Annotated in this window: 17 protein-coding genes; 3 read left to right on the top strand and 14 right to left on the bottom strand. The window is 61.4% G+C overall.

Annotated features, from left to right (window positions below; translation table 11 throughout):
* The first annotated feature begins 212 nt into the window (after nucleotides 1-212).
* The gene (locus tag DYST_RS10385) at nucleotides 213-1,199 is read left to right on the top strand and encodes a class I SAM-dependent methyltransferase (protein WP_239951708.1); all 987 of its coding nucleotides are present in this window, start codon (nucleotides 213-215) and stop codon (nucleotides 1,197-1,199) included.
* A gap of 131 nt (nucleotides 1,200-1,330) precedes the next feature.
* Here the strand turns inward: DYST_RS10385 and DYST_RS10380 are convergent, their stop codons facing one another.
* The 12 genes from DYST_RS10380 to DYST_RS10325 form a co-directional block, all read right to left on the bottom strand.
* Complete coding sequence (locus tag DYST_RS10380) at nucleotides 1,331-2,374, bottom strand: phytanoyl-CoA dioxygenase family protein (protein WP_239951706.1); 1,044 nt, start codon at nucleotides 2,372-2,374, stop codon at nucleotides 1,331-1,333.
* 111 nt (nucleotides 2,375-2,485) lie between these two features.
* The gene (locus tag DYST_RS10375) at nucleotides 2,486-4,588 is read right to left on the bottom strand and encodes a hypothetical protein (protein WP_239951704.1); all 2,103 of its coding nucleotides are present in this window, start codon (nucleotides 4,586-4,588) and stop codon (nucleotides 2,486-2,488) included.
* Nucleotides 4,589-4,649: 61 nt separating this feature from the next.
* Complete coding sequence (locus DYST_RS10370; protein ID WP_239951702.1) at nucleotides 4,650-5,969, bottom strand: UDP-glucose dehydrogenase family protein; 1,320 nt, start codon at nucleotides 5,967-5,969, stop codon at nucleotides 4,650-4,652.
* Nucleotides 5,970-6,191: 222 nt separating this feature from the next.
* Nucleotides 6,192-6,749 (bottom strand): hypothetical protein, encoded by a 558-nt coding sequence (locus DYST_RS10365; protein ID WP_239951701.1) that lies wholly within the window; start codon nucleotides 6,747-6,749, stop codon nucleotides 6,192-6,194.
* A 35-nt stretch (nucleotides 6,750-6,784) separates the two neighbouring features.
* Nucleotides 6,785-7,189: a GtrA family protein gene (locus DYST_RS10360; protein ID WP_239951700.1), complete on the bottom strand. Its 405-nt coding sequence runs from the start codon at nucleotides 7,187-7,189 to the stop codon at nucleotides 6,785-6,787.
* Nucleotides 7,167-8,123, bottom strand: coding sequence for a glycosyltransferase (locus DYST_RS10355; protein WP_239951699.1), 957 nt, complete (start codon nucleotides 8,121-8,123; stop codon nucleotides 7,167-7,169). The genes DYST_RS10360 and DYST_RS10355 overlap by 23 nt, the downstream gene beginning before the upstream one ends.
* 6 nt (nucleotides 8,124-8,129) lie before the next feature.
* Nucleotides 8,130-9,068: a UDP-glucuronic acid decarboxylase family protein gene (locus DYST_RS10350; protein ID WP_428993973.1), complete on the bottom strand. Its 939-nt coding sequence runs from the start codon at nucleotides 9,066-9,068 to the stop codon at nucleotides 8,130-8,132.
* A 354-nt stretch (nucleotides 9,069-9,422) separates the two neighbouring features.
* Nucleotides 9,423-10,769, bottom strand: a complete 1,347-nt coding sequence (locus tag DYST_RS10345; RefSeq protein WP_275666976.1) for a phosphomannomutase — start codon at nucleotides 10,767-10,769, stop codon at nucleotides 9,423-9,425.
* Between the two features lie 15 nt (nucleotides 10,770-10,784).
* Nucleotides 10,785-11,726: an electron transfer flavoprotein subunit alpha/FixB family protein gene (locus tag DYST_RS10340; RefSeq protein ID WP_239951696.1), complete on the bottom strand. Its 942-nt coding sequence runs from the start codon at nucleotides 11,724-11,726 to the stop codon at nucleotides 10,785-10,787.
* Nucleotides 11,727-11,806: 80 nt separating this feature from the next.
* Complete coding sequence (locus tag DYST_RS10335; protein WP_239951695.1) at nucleotides 11,807-12,553, bottom strand: electron transfer flavoprotein subunit beta/FixA family protein; 747 nt, start codon at nucleotides 12,551-12,553, stop codon at nucleotides 11,807-11,809.
* A gap of 242 nt (nucleotides 12,554-12,795) precedes the next feature.
* On the bottom strand, nucleotides 12,796-14,835 hold the full coding sequence (locus tag DYST_RS10330) for a glycosyltransferase (protein WP_239951694.1): 2,040 nt from the start codon (nucleotides 14,833-14,835) through the stop codon (nucleotides 12,796-12,798).
* Between the two features lie 57 nt (nucleotides 14,836-14,892).
* On the bottom strand, nucleotides 14,893-16,512 hold the full coding sequence (locus DYST_RS10325; RefSeq protein WP_239951693.1) for an electron transfer flavoprotein-ubiquinone oxidoreductase: 1,620 nt from the start codon (nucleotides 16,510-16,512) through the stop codon (nucleotides 14,893-14,895).
* Between the two features lie 167 nt (nucleotides 16,513-16,679).
* Here DYST_RS10325 and DYST_RS10320 point away from each other — a divergent pair, with 167 nt between their 5' ends.
* A complete protein-coding gene (locus tag DYST_RS10320; protein ID WP_239951691.1) occupies nucleotides 16,680-18,077 on the top strand; it encodes an amidase in 1,398 nt (465 codons plus the stop codon).
* A 20-nt stretch (nucleotides 18,078-18,097) separates the two neighbouring features.
* On the top strand, nucleotides 18,098-18,742 hold the full coding sequence (locus DYST_RS10315) for an alpha-ketoglutarate-dependent dioxygenase AlkB family protein (protein WP_239951690.1): 645 nt from the start codon (nucleotides 18,098-18,100) through the stop codon (nucleotides 18,740-18,742).
* Here the strand turns inward: DYST_RS10315 and DYST_RS10310 are convergent.
* Together DYST_RS10310 and DYST_RS10305 are read right to left on the bottom strand one after the other, a co-directional pair.
* Nucleotides 18,739-19,362 carry an ABC-type transport auxiliary lipoprotein family protein gene (locus tag DYST_RS10310; protein WP_239951688.1) on the bottom strand — a complete coding sequence of 208 codons (624 nt, stop codon included), beginning with the start codon at nucleotides 19,360-19,362 and terminating at the stop codon, nucleotides 18,739-18,741. The genes DYST_RS10315 and DYST_RS10310 overlap by 4 nt on opposite strands.
* Nucleotides 19,359-20,297, bottom strand: coding sequence for an MlaD family protein (locus tag DYST_RS10305; RefSeq protein WP_239951686.1), 939 nt, complete (start codon nucleotides 20,295-20,297; stop codon nucleotides 19,359-19,361). Before DYST_RS10305 ends, DYST_RS10310 begins: the two co-directional genes overlap by 4 nt.
* Nucleotide 20,298 lies beyond the last annotated feature (1 nt).

Raw genomic sequence — 20,298 nt, 5'->3', positions numbered from 1 at the left:
GGATACGGGGCAGATCTTTGTTTCGCTGCCGCTAAGTAGCGGTTTGCCGAGCCTGTCAGCTGGCAGGGTATGTGCCCAGGTTCCCAAACCCGGTATGTTCCTATTCGCAATATTTTGACGCTAGCTTGCTAGTGCTCGGCGCGCGCCTACGCGCACCGAGCACGCGTGCCGCGTATTTCGTCAAATTCATCGTGTTAACAGGAGCGGGTGAAATGCTGGTGGGCGTGAGGAAACGTATTTTTGCCGCGTGGAACGCATTTGGGGAGATCAAGCCGCGCGGGTTCGCATATTTCGTCAAATCCGTTCTGAATCCGAATGAGGGCAATATGCTGGCATACGTAAAGAACCATATTTCTGCGATGGAAGCAGACACGGACCTCGGATCCCGAGATCGGATTTTTCAGCGACTGGGAGCTCTTGGGCTGGATGATTTCGGCGAATTTCTCCTATCCCTGCCCAATCCTGAATTTCCTCGCCTGTCGGGTATCCTGCCAAGAATGGCATCGGACCAAGTGCAGCTTGATTGGACGGGCAACTCCGGTCTTCCGTTGCTAAAGCAGACGCTCAATTTCGTCCGTTCGATGAGCTACAGCTACACCCGCATTACTGGCCGTTCGCTGGACGACGCAAGGATTCTTGATTACGGGTGCGGCTATGGGCGTATCGCTCGCCTTATGTATGCCTTTGTCGGCGAAGCAGGCCTCTATGGCGTCGATCCCTGGGAGCGGTCCATTGAGATTTGTCATGAGGACGGCTTTGGGGAGAATTTCCGCCAATCGGATTATCTGCCGATGTCGCTCCCGGTGGACGATCGGACGTTCAATCTGATCTACGCATTCTCTGTGTTTACGCACTTGTCCGAGCGCGCCACGCTTACAGCGCTTGCCGCTTTGCGCAAAGTCATCGCTCGTGACGGCTTGCTGGTCATTACCATTAGGCCTGAGGAATACTGGGCTCACGACGTGCATGCCCAAGGGCCTGAAAAGGATGCTCTCGTCAAGACGCATAGGGACAAGGGCTTTGCCTTTCGTCCTCACAATAGGGCAGCCGTCGACGGTGACGTTACCTATGGTGACACTTCGTTCACCTTGGAGTGGCTCAAACAGGCTGCGCCCGACTGGGAGATCAAGGCAACCGACCGGTCGCTTCAGGATCCCCTTCAGCGCTACATCTACCTCACCCCGCGCGAAGCATCGTAAAGCTACGGATCGGCCCGCTTCAATTGCGGGTCGATCCGTAACTTAGCAATATAGACGCTGAGCCCCTCATTAGACGGGGCTCTGCTCAACGATGGCCCCGCGCGCCCACTTGGCGGGCGATGGGCGTTCCGTTACGCCATGCCAAGGGCTTTTCGCAGCGAACCGAAGATTCCCTTTGGCACAGCAGGAGGTGTCGAAATCTGTTCGACCGGCTTTGGTGCGGCGACCGGGGCGAAAGCATTTGCTGGATAGGCTTGCTTGTGCGCGAAATCGACTTCACCTTGCACGACGCGATATGCGCCATCCACCTCTTCGTACTGCCAATGTGCATCGATTGGCGCCGGTGCCTGCGGATTGAAGAACTTGTCCTGGTGGTAAACCGGGACGCCGATAGGCGTGGTGTGCATGACGAAGCTGAAACGGCTCTTGCTCATATCCTGGATGGAACCGCCGCCATGCGGAAGCTGGGGATGCCAGATGACCGTGTCGCCAGCTTCCACACAAAGCAGCTCAAGGTTCAGTCCGGCGTCCTTGCACTGGCGCACTACTTCGCCCTGATAGTCGAGCCAAAGGTCGTTTGACATGGCCGGTAGGTCGTCGAGCGAGCCCAGCCGCTTGATGGCGATGCTTTCCCGGTCCAGCTCGGGCATCTTGTGGCCACCTGGATAGACCTGGAGGGCGCCGTTAACTTCATTGGCATCTTCCAGGGCCACCCATACACCGAAGTAAAAATATTCCGGCTTGGTCGAAAAGAGCGGCGTGTCACGGTGCGTGGGTTGAGCCGAGCCGCGCTCATAAAATAGTGAGGTGTACAGGCTTGGCTTGGCACCGAACATCGCCTCCTGCACTTTGTAGGCGACGGTGTTCTTGGCGAAGAGCTCGAATAGCTCCGGCATAGCTGCATGCAGGTTCACGATGCGCGGGTAGTGCCCATCTGCGTCAAGAAACTGCTGGAACTTGTCGGCATTGGCACTGGCGAATGCCTTGAAGTGCTCGATCAGCGCCTTGCACCGTTCCCGAGGCATGGACTGCTTGATGATGGTGAAACCATTATTGATGAGGTTCTCCGCATGTTTGCGGATTTCAGAGTCCAGCGCGGCTAGGCGCCCGGGTATCTGAACCTCATCCATGAACCAGGGACCGGTCTGGTTCGCCACGGAATTAGGAATTTGCATGATCTTGTGAATCCGTTCTTGTCAGGGGTGCGTAAGAAAACTCCGAAATCGGAATATAATTCACACCTTATTCACGGTCCAGTGACGCTGGTTGTCCGGTCCGGCCCACGGTCAGGGCGTAACCTGCATGCTCCCGTCTGCCTCTACCGTAATGGTCTGGCTACCCGTTGCGATCGGCATTCCCAGCGGATGGAACCAGGCAACGGTTTCTTGAACCAGGTTCACCTCGAGCCGGTATTGGCCGGTGGCGGATGGCGGATCGACGAGGAAGTCGAATTCCTGGCTCTGACCAGGCTTGACGTCTCCAGCAAGGTCTTTGCGTGTATCCCAACCGTCATTCGGGGGGAGTGGTGCACTGACTGGCGAGAATCGCCAGGAGAAACGCACCGGATGGTCATCCTGAGATACGGACGGAAGCAGCTCGCTAGAGTTGTTTCGCAAGGTCACATGAAGGCGCAGCCTGCCTTTCTCCAGTGAAACTTGGTCGATAGACGGCACGAGCCGCTTGACTAGGCTTTCCGGCAGCTTGCCCGTGAACGCCGTGCGGCCCAGCAGGGCGGGCAGTGGCGCGCAGTGCACGTCGCTGCCGATCACCACCACCCGCTTCACCAGTGCCGCATAGGCCGAGTAGTCCAGTCCGGCGAAACCGGCGTACCCCATCAATCGATCATTGATCATCTCGCAGGGGTCGGAATCGCGCTGCACATAGCCCGTTGGCCAATTGCCCGAATAGCCGTTCAGGGTTACCCGATTGGTGGCCTGAGCCAGACGCATGCCGTCATCCTCGGTGAGGAAGGGGCGCTCGTCAGCGCGTATGGGAACGAACAGGATGGCATCCGCCGGCAGCGGGGATGGCGTGCGCGCCAGCAGCGAAGCGAGCCGTTGACTGGATTCGGCAAGCGGAACCTTGTGCGTGTCGTAGGCCGCGTACTCCACGACCATCAGAACGACGAGCAGTGCCGCCACTGCCGATTTAAGTGTGCGCTTGCCAGGCGATGAGGCAAGCCAGTCAAAGCCGCTTGCCGCCAGGACGGCCACAGGGAACAAGAAGACCATGCCAACGCGCGTCACGGCGCGCACGGCATTTGCCAAAGGCAGGTGATAGATGAAGGCGTAAAGGCTGTGACCATGGATGCACAGCGTGAGCGCAGCGATGAAGGCGATGGCTCCGAACATCGCGAGATTGCGGCGACCGCGTTGGCAAGCCATCGCGATCACGGCCAGCGCGATAGCCGCACCACCGAAAAACATCTGGTGTTCCCATCGCATCGGGACACTGCGGATATGGGTGGTGAACCTGCCCCACAGCAGCGACTGGTCGCTCAGCGCATAGCTGGCCACCCGCGGCAGCATGGTGATCACTTCGCCATAGTCGCGATGGAACGCGAACAGGCGCGAGTAGTGCAGATACGGGTAGAACAGTACGAGCAGGGCAATGCCACAGGCCACCGTAATTGCCACACTGCCGACGGTTTGCGCCGTTATCAGCCTGCGCGTATCGCGAATCAGGCGGCCAAGCGGGCGCCAATGCCCCTGTTCCTTGTGCAACATGGCCTGCGCAAGGAAATAGCCGACCATCAGCAATAGCAGGAAGTAGCCGATGTAGATCGAGCAGTAGAACTCCACGGTCAGCCAGATGGCGGCCAGCGCAAAGTGCCTGCCTTGACCCTGCTCGATGAATCGCTGCCATGCGAGCATCGCAAGCGGAACCGCGAACCTATAGGACAGCTGGGCGTGCCCCACCTGTGCACTCACCAGGAACGAGAACGTGAAGATGAACGCGCCGACGGCACTGCCTCGCGCTGTTGCACCCGTCGCGCGCAGCACGTAGTAGCACGCCGCGAAGTTGAGCAGCGGGGCAACAGTGAACCAGCCGATGAAGGCTTGCTCGGGCGTCAGACCAAGCACCCGCATCGCGATATAGACCAGGCCGGTACCGAAGTGGTTGTCGCTGAACGCCAGCGTGCCTTCGTACGGATAGAAGAAACCCGGGCTCCACAATTTCGGATCTGCTCCCGTCACCCAGCGATACAGGTGCTCGAGGATCAGGTTGTTGAACCTGCCATCGAGAAGATCACCCGGCGTGGCGCGGAAGTAGTCCGACTGGTGCAGGATGATTAGCCCGAATCCAAGAATGAACAGGCCGATCGGCCAAAGAAGCTGGCGCCAGCCTGCGGCATCGGTGGAGTGTGGGCGTTGATAGTCGGAGATCATGATGTCTTCCGTCGTGACATGGCGAAAGGAGGTCAACCTGCGCCCGGGCGGGCGCGACGTATCAGCGGCCGATCGGATAGTGTTCGAAACCGAGGGCCTTGAGTTCCCTGGGCTCGTACAGATTGCGGCCGTCAAAGACGACAGGCGTCTGCAGCAACTGCTTCACCTCGTCAAAATCGGGGCAGCGGAATTCCTTCCATTCGGTAACTACCACAAGCGCGTCCGCGTCGCGCAGCACCTCCGTCTGCGAGCGGCTGAGCGTCAGGCCTGGCATGTCGCCGAAGACGCGCTGCGCCTCCTCGCGGGCCACCGGGTCATAGGCGGCAACGGTGGCACCCTTGGCGAGCAGATCGTTGATGAGGACGCGGCTCGTCGCTTCGCGCATATCGTCGGTATTGGGTTTGAACGCCAGCCCCCAGACGGCGAAGCGTTTGCCCGTCAGATCCTCGCCAAAGCGCTCGCAGATCTTTTCGGCAAGGACGCGCTTCTGCGCATCGTTGGCATCTTCCACCGCTTTGAGTACGCGCAACGTCTGCCCGGCTTCTTCGCCGGAATGGATCAGCGCCTTCACGTCCTTGGGAAAGCACGAGCCACCGTAGCCGCAGCCGGCATAGAGAAAGTGATAGCCGATACGAGGATCGGAGCCGATGCCGTGGCGCACGAGCTCAATGTCTGCACCTAGTTTTTCCGCGAGCAGCGCAAGTTCGTTCATGAAGGAAATGCGCGTCGCCAGCATGGCGTTCGCCGCATACTTGGTGAGCTCCGCTGAGCGCACGTCCATCAGCACCAGCTTGTCGTGATTGCGCTGAAATGGCGCATAGAGCGATTTCATCAAGTTGATGCCGCGCTCGTCGTCGGCACCGACAACGATGCGGTCTGGCTTCATGAAATCTTCCACCGCAGAGCCCTCCTTGAGGAACTCTGGGTTGGATACGACCGAATAGCCGATGGCCGCACCGCGGATGGACAGCTCTTCCGCGATGGCAGCGCGCACTTTGTCTGCCGTGCCAACCGGCACCGTACTCTTGTCGATGACCACCTTGTACTCGGTCATGCGTCGGCCGATGCTCCTAGCCGCTTCGATGACGTATTGCAGGTCGGCAGAACCGTCTTCGTCAGGCGGCGTGCCCACGGCAATGAACTGCGCGGTACCGAAGGCGACAGCCTTGTCGACGTCCGTGGTGAAGTGAAGGCGACCCGCCGCCACGTTGGACGCGATCACCTTGTCCAGGCCCGGCTCATGAATGGGGACACCGCCTTCCTGCAGGATGCGGATTTTTTCGGGATTGACGTCCAGACAAAGGACGTCGTTGCCCATTTCGGCAAGGCAGGCGCCTGTCACCAGGCCCACGTATCCGGTTCCTACAACGGTGATTTTCATCGTTCGATTACCTGCGGGCCGTGTTCCCGGCCTCGTTGGGATGAATAGGGGTAAGCATTGCGTTGCCGATCCGGCTGTAGGCCGGGGCCACGCGAAAAGCGGCGCCGGGCTCCATGGGCCGCGACAACCCTCGCGCGCAGTGCTCGCGGGACACTCTGGTCACGCGAGCCTGTGCGAGGAACGCGATGACGAGTGAGCGCTTCATCGCGATACCTCGATCAACTACTGGCAGCGGTAGTCGACGTCGGTCGTGCTGTTGCGGAACGGATCGGTCAACGCATCGGAATACGTTCCCATCAGCAGTCGATGTTTCGGCAATAGGTTGTTGCGGAAGAAGCGACTGACGTAAGCCAGGCGACGTCCCTTATCGGTCAGCAGCACGCAACCGTTGCGGATGACGATGGTGCCTGACTGCAGTTGTTCGGTAAGGCGCACGTCCACCAGATGGTGCTCCTTGACGTATTCTTTCGTGAACACTTCCTCGAACGCATTCTCGCGGATGCCGCCGCCGCGCTGTTCCAGCTTCTCCAAGATGTAGAAGGACAGCGAGCGATCGAGCACGGTGGGTACCGAGATGGCGTAGCCGTAGCCAAGCAACAGCCAGATGACCATCAGCTGCAGTTTCTCCACCGGTCCAAGGATCTTGAACCAGGGTGCGGCCCACAACAATACGCTGCACAGGGCAGTGGCAATGACGCCGTCGAGAATGGCGCTGTAGAAGACCACGTTTACCCGCAGGTACAGCGAGTGGACGACATAGGTCGCCAGAAGCACGATCACGAAAAGCACCGTGATCGCGACGATGCGGCCGATTTTTATCGCTTGAATACCCAATGCTTTCCTCCGAAATAACTGCAGACCATCTGCAGGAACGTGCCAATCAGGAAGCCCACGCGGTAGTCGAGCCTGGCGACGTCCGTCCAGACGAATAGCACCGCGGCCTGCAAAAGAGCCAGTACCGCGTACAACACCCAGAACCGCGCCAGCTGGTGCCAGACCGATTCGCTAGTGCCGGGAAACACGAAATGACGGCTTCCCAGGAACGATACGGTGATGCCAATGACGGCAGCGATGAAGTTGGCGACGCCCGCCGATGGCACATGGGCCAGATGGATGCAGGCGTTGAGAACGGCATAGCTGACGCAGGTTGCCACCAGTCCGTTGATGACATAACGGACGGGCTGGTACCTGAGGAGATTACTGATCGCGAGAGTCATCATGCGTGGCCATTATCTGATCGACCAGCAGGCGATAGTCCAACGGGAGCACCGTACTGCCACGCGTGATGCCGGTGAGCATGAGCGTCATCAGCGTGATCGCACCGGTCTGAAGGAAGACTAGCAGCAACAACCCCAGGGTCACCGAGAACCAGCCGGGTGTGGCGTAGCCCAGCGTCTTGAGCACAATGGCAGCGCTGACGCCCAGCAGTGACAGGGCGGCGACGCCTGCGCACGCGATGCCGACACGGACGAGGACGTCCTCGGCAAAGATCATCAGGCCCTTGAAGCCGTGCAGGGCCAGGCCGACGAAGTTCATTTTGCTCTTGCCGGCGTATCGCGGGCCGCGATCGAGGGCGCATGTCCGCCAGCGCAGGCGTGACACCAGCACTGTGCCCGCGACGTGCGTGGCCAGTTCGCCCATGGACGACAGGCGTCGCGCGGCCGTGCCGTTCATAGCCATGAAATTGCCGAAGCTGATCTTGCGCCCGGTAAGCAGCTTGAACAGCCACTTGTAGACTAGGTAGAAGGTCTTGAAGCGCAGCGTTTCGACGCGGCTCTTGCGTTCGGCGACGACCACGTCGACCTCTGCCTCGTCCAGGTTGTCGAGCAGGCTGCCGATGGTTTCGGGAAGGTCTTCGCCGTCGGAGTCCATGACGACCACGCGGTCGATATCGCTGAATGTGTCGGCGACATACGCCAGGCCCGCCGCGATGGCGCGCTGGTGCCCGACATTGCGCTTGAGGCGGATCACCGTGCCGCGAATGCGGGCGTCAAGCATGCCCTGCAGCGTCAACGGTTGCCGTACCGAGCCATCGTCGACCGCCACGACATGGATCTCCGTGCCGCAGGACTTTGCCAGCTCGGAGAAAAGGATGGTCGACGCCTCCGTGTCCTCGAACACCGGCGTGACGACGATGAGCTTCGGGTGACGCATGCGTGGTCAGACCCCGAGGCGCTTGCGGAAGTAAGCGACCGTTTCCTTCAGGCCATCGTCGAGCGAGACCTTCGGGCTCCAGTCGAGCTTCGCCTTCGCCTGAGTGATGTCCGGCTGGCGTTGCTTGGGATCGTCGCTCGGCAGCGGCATGAAGGTGATCTTGGATTTGCCGCCCACGAGCGAAATGACCTTTTCGGCCAGTTCAAGCATGGTGAACTCGCCGGGGTTGCCGATATTGATCGGGCCGGTGATGTCCACGGCGCTGTCCATCAGGCGGCGCATGCCTTCGATCAGGTCGTCGACGTAACAGAAGCTGCGCGTCTGGGTGCCATCGCCATAGATGGTGATCGGCTCGCCCTTGAGGGCCTGCACGATGAAATTGCTGACCACACGGCCGTCATTAGGATGCATGCGCGGGCCATACGTATTGAAGATGCGCATGACCTTGATTTCGAGCTGGTGCTGACGCCAGTAGTCGAAGAACAGCGTTTCCGCGCATCGCTTGCCTTCGTCGTAGCAGCTGCGGATACCGACCGGATTGGTGCGGCCCCAGTATGACTCGGGCTGCGGATGGACTTCCGGGTCGCCATAGACCTCCGACGTCGACGCCTGGAGGATGCGTGCACGCGTGCGCTTGGCGAGGCCAAGCATGTTGATCGCGCCATGGACGCTGGTCTTGGTGGTCTGGACCGGGTCGTGCTGGTAATGGACGGGCGATGCAGGACAGGCAAGGTTGTAGATCTGCTTCACTTCCACGTAGAGCGGGAAGGTCACGTCATGACGAACCAGTTCGAAGGAAGGGTGGCCGATGAGATGGCGGATATTGTCCTTCGCGCCCGTGAAGAAGTTATCCACGCAGAGCACGTCGTGCCCGGCTTCAATGAGGCGGTCGCACAAGTGGGAGCCGAGAAAGCCCGCGCCGCCGGTCACTAAAATCTGGCTCAAAATCTTCTCCATGAAAAACGTTGGTTAGTGCCCGAGACACTCCCTGCCGGGAAGCGGGACAAAAGGTCATTCGCTCGCCATGACAACGGCGCCTGTCCGAAGGGTAGCGATCGAAGGTGCTTATATATGAATTGCCCCGCAAAATCCGCAACATCTTACCTGAGCGGACGTGGCTACGCACCGGACCGGAGGGTAGGCAGGAAGGGGTACGTCATGGCTGGCAGGGCGTATTCACGGCACCCGCGAGTACGGTATGCCCGGTCGCCCAGTCCACGGCCAAAGGGTTGTCCCTTCAACATGCGGGTGCGTATCCCCATGAAAGCCGGCGGGTATAACCCCGCCGGCTACGGGTGGTCAGGCTTGCAGCAGCTTTCGGATGGCTTCCGTTTGCAGGGCCATCAGGGCGGTATCGGCATGGGCCTCGACGTTCAGGCGAAGCAGGGGTTCCGTGTTGGAGCTGCGCAGGTTGAAGCGCCAGTCGCCGAAATCGGCGCTGATACCATCGGTGTAGTCCAGTACGGCATGCTGGTCCGCGAAATGATCCATGACGCGTTCGATGGATGCCTTGGCGTCGGCGACCTTGAAATTGATCTCGCCACTGCAGGGGAACGTGGCCATGCGATCTTCGACCAGGGTAGCGAGCGACTGCCCCGTCGAGGAGACGAGGTTGGCGATCAACAGCCACGGAATCATGCCGGAGTCGCAGTAGGCGAAATCACGGAAGTAGTGATGTGCGCTCATTTCGCCGCCATACACGGCGTTCTCTGCGCGCATGCGTTCCTTGATGAAGGCGTGTCCAGTCTTGCTCATGACCGGCACGCCACCTGCGCTCTTCACCATCTCGACCGTGTTCCACGTCAGTCGCGGGTCGTGGATGATCTTTTCGCCGGGATGCTTGGCCAGCAACGCGGTCGCCAGCAAACCGACCAAGTAGTAGCCCTCGATGAAGCGGCCGGATGCGTCGAAGAAGAAGCAACGGTCAAAGTCGCCATCCCACGCAATACCGAAGTCCGCGCCGTGCGCGCGTACGGCGTCCGCAGTGGCCTGCCGGTTTTCGGGCAGCAATGGATTGGGAATGCCATGTGGGAAGTGGCCGTCGGGCTCGTCCTGGATGCGCACGAACTCGAAAGGCAGGTGCGGCGCCAGCGCGCTGATCACCAAGCCGGCGCCACCGTTGCCCGCATTCGTGACGATCTTCAGTGGCTTGAGCGATGCGACATCCACATAGGTCAGCAAATGGGCGATGTACGCGCTCTTGTCGATCACCACGCGCAGGGTTCCCTGCGTGGCAGCCTCAACATATCGGCCACTGGCGACGTGATCGCGAATGGTGAACAGACCCGAATCGCCGCTGATCGGGCGGGCGCCCTCGCGGACTAGCTTGAGGCCGTTGTAGTCCATCGGATTGTGGCTGGCGGTCACCATGATGCCGCCAGCCGCACCCAGGTGGGCCGTCTGGAAATAAACCTCTTCCGTGCCACAAAGCCCGATATCGATGACGTCGCGACCGCTGGCTGTAATGCCGGCTGCCAGCGCGTCCTGCAAGGACGGACTGCTCAATCGCACGTCGCGGCCAAGCACGATGGGGCCCGGATCGAGACACTGAGCCGTAGCGTTGCCGATGCGACGGGCGAGGTCGTCGTTCAGCTCGTCCGGGACGCGGCCACGGATGTCGTACGCCTTGAAGCCGTTGAGGTTGATTTCACCCATTGCGTATCAGAGCGCCTGCTCGAGCTCGGGGATGATCTTGAACAGATCGCCAACCAGACCGATGTCCGCGATCTCGAAGATCGGCGCTTCGCCGTCCTTGTTGATGGCGACGATGGTACCTGCGTCCTTGATGCCCGTCAGATGCTGGATGGCACCGGAAATACCAATGGCCATGTACAGCTCTGGCGCGATGATCTTGCCGGTCTGGCCAACCTGCAGGTCGCTCGGTACGTAACCGGCGTCGACGGCGGCGCGAGAAGCGCCCACGGCGGCGCCGATCTTGTCGGCGAACTTATAGATGACGTCGAAGTTTTCCTTCGAGCCCACACCGCGGCCGCCGGAGACGACCTTGCTGGCGCTCTGCAGGTCCGGGCGATCACTCTTGCCCGACTGCAGCTCGACGAAGCGGGTGTGTGAGGGCAGGGCCACATCGACGCTCAATGCCTCGACCGGCGCGCTGTTTGCGCCACTGGTGGCGGCAGCCCACGAAGCGGTACGGATGGTAGCGACCACGGTGCTGCCTGCGTCGGCTTCGACGGTGATGATGGCGTTGCCGGCGTAGATGGGGCGCTTAAAGGTGTGGCTGCTTTCCACACTCATCACGTCACTGACCTGGGCGACGCCCAGCAGGGCGGCGACGCGCGGCAGCACGTCCTTGCCGAACGTAGTGGAAGGTGCGAATACGTGGCTGTAGCCAGCGGCAGCCTTGGCGATCTGCGGAGCCAGCATAGCCGCGAGCGGATGGGCATTCTCAACGCGGGCAACGGTGAGCACGCGGCTCACGCCTTCGATCTTGGCAGCTTCGGCGGCGATGGCGTCGACGTTGTCAGCTAGTACCAGTACGTCGATGGCTTCGGGCTTGATGGCCGCCGCGGCGCTTACGGCGCGTGCGGTAGAGGGATTCAGCTTGCCGTTGAGATGTTCGGCGATGACGAGGATCTTGCTCATGAGTGTTCCCTCAAACGTGGGACAGGAAGGCTTTTAGTGAAGAGTCCGGCCATGGATGGCCGGGATCTGATCAGGGATGATCACAAAAGCCCCTTCTGCTTCAGCGTCGCGACCAGTTCGGCCGCATCCTTCACCATCACGCCCTTGCTGCGCTTGGCCGGCGCGGCGTAGTGCGTGGTTTTGAGATGGTCGTTGGCTTCCACGCCCAGCGAAGCGAACTCGATGGTATCGATGGGCTTGGACTTGGCCTTCATGATGTCCGGCAGCTTGATGAAACGCGGCTCATTGAGGCGCAGGTCGGTGGTGATGACAGCGGGCAGTTCCGCTTCAATCACTTCCAGGCCGGCGTCGACTTCACGGGTGACCGTGGCCTTGCCGTTGGCGATCTCGACTTTGCTCGCAAAGGTGGCCTGCGGACGATCCCACAGTGCGGCCAGCATCTGGCCGGTCTGGTTGGCGTCGTCGTCGATGGCCTGCTTGCCCAAGATGACCAAGCCCGGCTGTTCCTTCTCGATCAGCTTCTGGAATACGCGGGCGGCGGTCAGCGGCTGCACGGCATCGCCGGTTACCACGTGGATGGCGCGGTTGGCGCCCATGGCCAGGCCGTTGCGCAGGTGGGCGGTAAGGTCAGCCGGGCCTATGCCAACAACTATTACCTCTTCGGCAAGGCCCTTTTCGCGCAGGCGTAGGGCCTCTTCCAGTGCGATGTCGTCGAAGGGGTTGGCGGAGAGTTTGACGCCATCCGTCACCACGCCCGTGCCATCGGGCTTCACCTGAATGCGTACGTTGTAGTCCACGACACGCTTGTAGCCGACCAAGATTTTCATCAGCGGTATTTCCTCGAGTGGCAGGCGGTCTGGAGGGCGCCTGGACGATGGTTTGATCGATTATTCTAACCGGATTCGGGGCACCATGCGGGCCCGCATGGTGCCCCGCCAGATGGCGCGGCCATCATGCGTGGATGAAGATTATGGGGTTCAGCGGCAGATACTTCGCCGCTGATGTGGGGGCTCCTGGCTTCATCGGTCAGGGGTAGGGGCGTTCACGGGCAGGGCCGCGGTCGGTCTCGTCAGTTCAGCACAAGCCGGAGCGTGCGTGCCGCTGCTTCAGCTGAAAAGTGCTCCTGCACATTCTGTAGCCCATGTTGCGATAGCGATGACCAGAGCGCTTCATTGTCGCGCAGGCGTTCATAGGCATTCACAAAAGAGGCCGGCGCATCAGCCACCAGTACATCGCGCCCATCGGTCAGGCTCATGCCTTCGACAGCCGTGGTCGTAGCGATTACGGGAAGGCCGAAACTCATTGCCATATTGATCTTGCCCTTGACGCCCGCACCAAAACGCAAGGGCGCCAGCGAAGCCAATGAACCTTCCAGCCACGGGCCGAGATCCTTGACGCGGCCGTGTAGCACAAGGCCCGGTACGGCCAATTCGGCGCGGGCACTCTCGGGAACGTCACCCAGCACATGCACCTGTACATCCTGATCGATAGTGCGCAGCGCGGGGAGGATGCTGTTCGCTATCCAGCGTACGGCATCGGCATTCGGGGGATGGCCGAAGCCGCCGATGAAGACGAGGTCACGGCGCGCAGCATGACTATGTTGGCAACCGTGTACTTCGTGGATGTTCGACAACAGCTCAATATTGGCTTGCGGCAGCTCAGCCTTCAGTAGCGCTTTTTCGTGCGGGCTCACCACAAAGGTGACGTCGCATTGCTCGATCAGTGCCAGTTCGCTTTTGCGGGATGCTTGGGCCTGGCGGGCCATCGAGGCGCTGCCACTCAATTCAGCCGCGCGTTGCTCGCGCAGGAAGTGCAAGTCGACGGTGTCGAATAGCAGGCGTGTCTTGGGTGCCAGCTTGCGTACCTGCGACGCGTATTGACCGGCGACGGTATGGCGGCAAAGCATGACGGCATGGAGTTCATGTGCGTGCTTATGCAGCCAGCGCGGCAGATCGGGAACCCATGGACGACAAAGTATCTCGGTTCCCAGTGCGCCAAGCGCACGGATTTCTTCTTCGGTGGCGCGGCCATCGTCGGGTAGGAAAGACACGGACCAGCCCTGCTCGTCCAGTAGCCGCAGAATGGCGCTGAGTCGCAGTGAACCTGAGTCACGCATGGGTTCGGGCGTCATGCTGTCGACGACCAGGACGCGGCCGCGCCGGCGCCAATGCACCGCACGTGGCAACGAAGTGCCTTCCGGCGGTTGCGCACGCAAGGCGTTTTCCCATTTGGCGATGAAGGTCGCCTGGTTTGTCACCTGATGGCGCTTCATGCCTGCATGCAGATCAGTACCCGCGCTGATGCCTTCGCAATGGATGACAGTGCTGGCCGGCTCGTAGTAGACCTTCAGGCCGAGTGCTCGCACGGCGAAGGCGAGATCGGTGTCTTCGTAATAGGCTGGCGCATAGCGCTGGTCGAAGCCGCCGACATGTTCAAACACATCACGACGGATCAGTAAGGAAGCACCGCTGACGTAGTCGGTCTCGCGGCGGTAGCGCCATGCGGGAGCGTCGCGCTCTTCGAAGCGCCCGGTGTTCCAACAACTGCCATCGGCAAACACGAGACCACCGGCTTCCTGCAATCGTCCATCGGGATAGACCAGCCGGCTTCCCGCAATGCCGCAGTCGGCGCGATCGTCGAAGCAACCAAGCAGGCCGTCGAGCCAGTTCGGCATGACTTGCGTGTCATTGTTGAGGAACAGCAGGAATTCCCCGCGAGCAGCGGCGGCGCCCGAATTGCAACTGCCGACGAAGCCCAGGTTGCGCTCGTTGCGCAGCAACCGCAGTCCCGGGATCTGTGTCAGACGCTCGGCGGAATCGTCGGGGGATGCGTCGTCAACAACAACGACTTCGAACGCAGCCTTCGGCGCATGACGCGCGATCGAGCGCAGGCAGGCTAGCGTATAGGCCACTTTACCGTGGATCGGGATGATCACCGAAACCAACGGCTTGTCCGACGTGGGCAGCGCAAAAGGTGCAAATGGTACGTCGAGCGGCTCGACGTGCAATGAATCGTCGAGCGTCGGTCGGTGTTCGAACTCTTGCTGCACGCGGGCGAACGTCCCGCGCCAGCCACGCAGGGCGATACTGCCGCGCAGGCGCTGCAACACATAGTTCAGGCGTTTGAGGCGCCAAGTGAGTCGGGCGTACAGCGCCGTGCCCTCTCGTCAGAGATTCTGGTAATTCGGCCCCGAACCACCTTCCGGCGTAACCCAGTTGATGATCTGGTACGGGTCCTTGATGTCGCAGGTCTTGCAGTGCACGCAGTTGGCGGCGTTGATCTGCAGGCGCTTGCCCTGGCTTCCATCAGGCATGGCGTCGTCAACGATCTCGTAGACGCCTGCGGGGCAGAAGCGAGTGCAAGGGTTGCCGTACTCGACGGCGCACTTGGTCACGCACACATTGGTGTCGGATACGTGTAGGTGGATGGGCTGGTCTTCGTCGTGCTCGGTGGCGGCAAAGTAGACACCCGCCAGACGGTCGCGCGGCGGCAACTCACGTGGCTGCACGTAGTCCCGCTTGGGCTCCTCGTACTCACCGAGCTTGTGCAACGACGACCAGTCGGCCTTGTTCTTGAGCGTCCAAGGTGACGCACCGCCAAGTGTGGTTTCCCACGCGGCGTTCAACATGCCAAACCACAAGCCCTTTTTGAAACCGGGCTTGATGTTGCGGACCTTCTTGAGCTCGGCCATCACGTCCGATGCACGTAGCTTGGCATCGAACCCGGCAGCATTCAGGTCGTTGGTCACCAGGTGTTCGGCGGCGAGCATGCCGCTCTTGATGGCCTGATGCGTGCCCTTGATCTTGGGCACATTGAGCAGGCCGGCAGTGTCGCCGATCAGTAGCGCGCCGGGCATTTCCAGCTTCGGCAGCGACTGATAGCCGCCCGTCACGATGGCGCGTGCGCCGGCTGACAGAATGCTGCCGCCGTCGAGCAGCGATTTCACCGAGGGATGATTCTTCCATTGCTGGAACGCCTCCCACGGCTGGTAGTTCGGGTCGCTGTAGTCGAGGCCGCTGACGTAGCCCAGCGCAATGCGATCCTTGTCCAAGTGGTACAGGAAGCTGCCGCCGTAGGTATGGTTGTCAGCCGGCCACCCGAAGCTGTGCACGATCTTGCCGGGCTGCACGCGGCCGGCGGGTACCTGCCACAGCTCCTTGATGCCGATGGAGTAACCCTGCGGATCGCTATCCTTGTCCAGCTCGAAGCGCTTGATCAGCTGCTTGGTGAGGCTGCCACGTGCACCTTCGGCCAGCACGGTGACCTTCGCCTTGATATCGATGCCCTGCGTGTAACCCGCTTTGTGGGAACCGTCCTTCGCGACGCCCATGTCGCCGATGCGTACGCCGGCGACGGAGCCATCATCGTTATAGATAGTGTCGGCAGCGGCAAAGCCCGGAAATACATCCACGCCGAGCGCTTCCGCCTGCGGAGCCAGCCATGCGCACATGGCACCCAGTGACACGATGACGTTGCCGTGGTTGTTCATCCCCGGCGGCACCGGCAGCTTGCGGGCGCCGGTCTTGCTGAGCAGCCAGAACTCGTCCTCAGTTGCGGGCACGCAGATCGGCGGCGGATTGTCGCGCCAGCCTGGTAGCAGTGCATCCAGCGGCTGCGGTTCGATCACTGCGCCTGAGAGGATCTGGGCGCCGATGGTCGATGCCTTTTCGATCACGCAGACTGTGGTTTCCGGCTTGAGCTGCTTGAGGCGGATGGCGAACGAGAGCCCGGAGGGGCCCGCGCCAACGACGACGACGTCGTATTCCATGATTTCGCGGTCGCTCATGGCGGACTCCAACGGGCTAGGGCGGCACGATACCGTTCACAGAGGTATGGAACGGGCAAGCAGGCATTGTCCGGGTTCGGGCCACCGGGGGCAACGGTGGCCGGATCCTTGCAAAGCCTTCATCCGCAGAGGCCATAATCCACTCAAGGCAAGCCAGGGAAGCGAGTATGAATATGCAACCAGCCATCAGCGAACGTGATCTGCGCAGGGCCACCATGTGCCAGTTGCTGCATTGGCTCGCGGTGGAGCGCGTGCAGCCGCAGGGGCTGGCAGAGACTTATCTGGAAGCCATTGAGCGCATCAATCCTCAACTCAATGCCTATGTCGGCCTGAGTTCACCCATGCTGCAAGAGCAGGCTCTTGCGGCGCAGCATCGGCGTCGCGATGGCGTCATCGGCCGGCTCGACGGTATTCCCATCGCACTCAAGGACAACTTCGACGTAGCCGGCTGGTCTACCAGTGCCGGTCTCGCCGGTCGGCACCAGCCGGTGGCGGATGATGCGCACGTCGTGTCACGCCTGCGCGCTTCGGGCGCGGTGTTGGTTGGCAAAACCAATATGGACGAAGGCGCGCTCGGTGCGGTCACTAACAATCCGCACTTCGGTGCGACGCACAATCCGCACCGCCATGGCTATACCGCGGGTGGTTCATCCGGCGGTGCCGCCGCTGCCGTGGCCGCGGGGTTGGCCGTCGCGGCGATCGGCTCGGATAGCCTTGGCTCTGTTCGCATTCCCGCGAGCTATTGCGGTGTCTACGCACTTAAGCCGACGCATGGGGAAATCTCCGCGCGCGGGATGGTGCCCGCTGCGCGGCGTCTGGATACTGTAGGGTTGCTCGCGCGCAGCGCGGATGACCTCACCGTGTTGCTGCAGGTGTTAGCTGGCTACGACGCCGACGATCCGCGCTCTCGCCGTCGGCGCGTGGCGCTCTCGCCGCCGGACTGGGAGCCGGGACGCCTGCGTGCTGGTTTCTTGCCGAATCTGACAGCGCTCGGTGTGCATCAGGACGTGGTGAACGTCTTCGAAGAGGCGCTAGCGAAATGGCCGCGGGAACTGGGCGAACGTCGCACGGTGGATTTCGCGGACTGGGACTTCGCCCGCACGCGGCGCGCCGGCCTGTTGCTGATGGAAGCGGAGATGCTGGGCACGTTTGCCGCCGATCTGGCCGACACCGGTCAGCGCGCGTCTGAGCACTTCCGGCGCCTGCTGAGTTACGCCGCGGGCAAGAGCGCCGCCGACTACGCGACCGCCGACCGTGTGCTCGATGCCGCGACGCTCAAGATGCGCCGGCTGTTCGCGCAGATCGACGTGCTGGTGTTACCCACCACGCCGCAGGGCGCATTTCCGCTGGACGGACCCGTGCCTGACTCACAGGCGGATCTCACCAGCTTTGCCAGCCTGGCCGGCTGTCCCGCCGTAAGCATTCCCATGGGCTACTTGCCGGATGGCATGCCGATCGGTTTGCAACTCGTCGGTGCGCGCGGATCGGATCTGCGGCTGCTCGAGCTTGCATCGGTGTGTGCTGCGACGTTGGATGTGGAGCCGACGTTTCCTGCCATTCGTTGATGCAGCGTGGAGGCGGTGGCATGGGCCTGTTCGATCAGACGACATCTGAGGGCTGGCAATCGCTACCACTCCCGGACGCGGAGCTTTCGTTGTGGCCGCATTGGTTGGGTGAGGCTGAAGCCGGTGCCTTGCTGACCGATCTGCAGGCGACGATTCCATGGGAGGTCCATCGCATTCGCATCTTCGGACGGGAGGTGGATTCTCCCCGTCTCAGCTGCTGGATCGGCGATGAGGATGCGAGCTACGTCTATTCGCGTACGCGATTCGAGCCACGGCCTTGGACACCCCTGCTGGAGTCATTGCGTGATCGTGTGGCCTACTCCTGTGGAGCACGCTTCAACAGCGTGCTCGCCAACCTCTACCGCAGTGGCCAGGACTCGATGGGCTGGCATAGCGACGACGAGCCTGAGTTGGGGGTGCAGCCGGTCATCGCCTCGCTGAGTCTCGGCGCCGTGCGGCGTTTTCGCCTCAAGCCTCGTGGTGAGGGCGGGCGTGGCAATGTGCTGGGCATAGAACTGGGCCATGGCAGCTTGCTGCGCATGGCGGGTCATACGCAGCGGCTTTACATGCATGACCTGCCAAAGATGAGCGCGGCCGTGGGGCCGCGACTCAATCTGACATTCCGCTGGGTGGATGCGTCGAGACGCTCAGGGCTAGTCGCCTAGTTCGCGTGTGCGTCGCGGCCGTCCAACGGCTGCTGTAGCGTCCAGTTCACCAGCTGTGAGGCAAGCGTGTCGGTGGCCTGCCCGAAAGCGGTAACGACCTGTGGCACGGCGGTGCCACTCACCGGCTGACTGATATCAAAGCGACGGCTGGCTACGATGCGTAGGCCGTTGCTTTTCACCAGCCGCGCATCGAAGCGGATTACCACCACGGGTTGGCCGTTCTCATAAACGGTTTGGAATGCACGCAGGTCGCCAGACAGGAAATAGTCCGCCTGCAGGCTGGTTTCATCGCTACTGAGGCCGGTGATGCGCCCGTTATCGCGGAAGGCATCGACAAGGCGATTGCGGAGCAGGGTGGTGGCCGAGTCGCTCCAGCGTGCGCCCTTGTAGACGCTCATCGTGTCGCCTTGCGGCTGCACTGTGATGCGCGAGCTGTCGATCATGCGCTCTGCTTGAGGTGTGTCGACGCGCAGTGACCAGTTCACCGTTGCGCCGCCGTCATGCGGCAGCGGCGTGGCGGGTAGCCGATAGATTTGTTGGGGTTCCGACTTTGGCAGCACGGAACAGGCGCTCAACAGGGCGATCGCCGTCCCGGCGAAAAGATGGGCGAGCAACTTCATGGCTCAAACTCCTTGTTGCGTTCGCGGCCGAGCAGGAAGCCGGCCGGGTTGTCGTCGAAGCGCCGCGAGATGCCGCGCAGCGAACCAGCGGCGTCGCGCAGCTCGCGCACGGCTGGCCCCAGTTCGCTAAAGCCCTGCAGGCCGCCGTTGATGGCGGCGTTGTTGTTGTCGAGTATCCGTTGGATATCGGCGGCGGAGTGTTCGAGCGAAGCCATGGCCTTGCTCGCGCTGTCCAGCGTGGCGCGTCCCTGGTTGTCGACCAGGCCATTGGCGTTGCGGATCAGTTTGTCGGTCTGCGCCAGCGTGTCGTTCGCCTGCTTGCTGGCCTGCGCCAGTTGCTGCAGGAGCTGGCGGATGTCGTCGCGCTGGCCGGCGATGGCCCCCGTTGCCTGGTCCAAATGCTCCAGCGTGCGGCTGATGCGATCGGTGTTCTCCGGCGACAACAGCATGTTGGCGCGCGCCACCACCTCATTGATGTTGGTCACCAGGTCCTCGCCATTGGCGAGGATGCGACTGAGCGGCGAAGGGTCGGCCACGATGACTGGCGGCTGGCCATCGCGCGATTCCAGCGATGGGCTGCCCGGCGAGCCGCCGCTGAGCTGGATGATCGACAGGCCGGTGACGCCAGTCATCGTGAGCTTGGCGTGGGTGTCCTGCTTCACCGGTGTATCGCCACCCACGCGGATGCGTGCCAGCACTTTGCGGGGGTCTTCGGGGTCGAGCTTGAGCTGGGTGACGTCACCCACCTTGATGCCGTTGTACTGCACGGCGCTGCCCTGCGAGAGGCCGCTCACTGCTTCGTTGAACACCACTTGGTATTCGGCGAACTGGCGATCGGAGCTGGATTTGGCTAGCCATAGCGCGAACAGCAGCGCGGCAGCGACCACGATTACCGTGAACAGGCCAATGAGTACGTGATGGGCACGTGTTTCCATA

The organism is Dyella terrae, assembly GCF_022394535.1.
Lineage (GTDB): Bacteria > Pseudomonadota > Gammaproteobacteria > Xanthomonadales > Rhodanobacteraceae > Dyella.
This window is presented reverse-complemented; position numbering and strand designations above follow the sequence as displayed.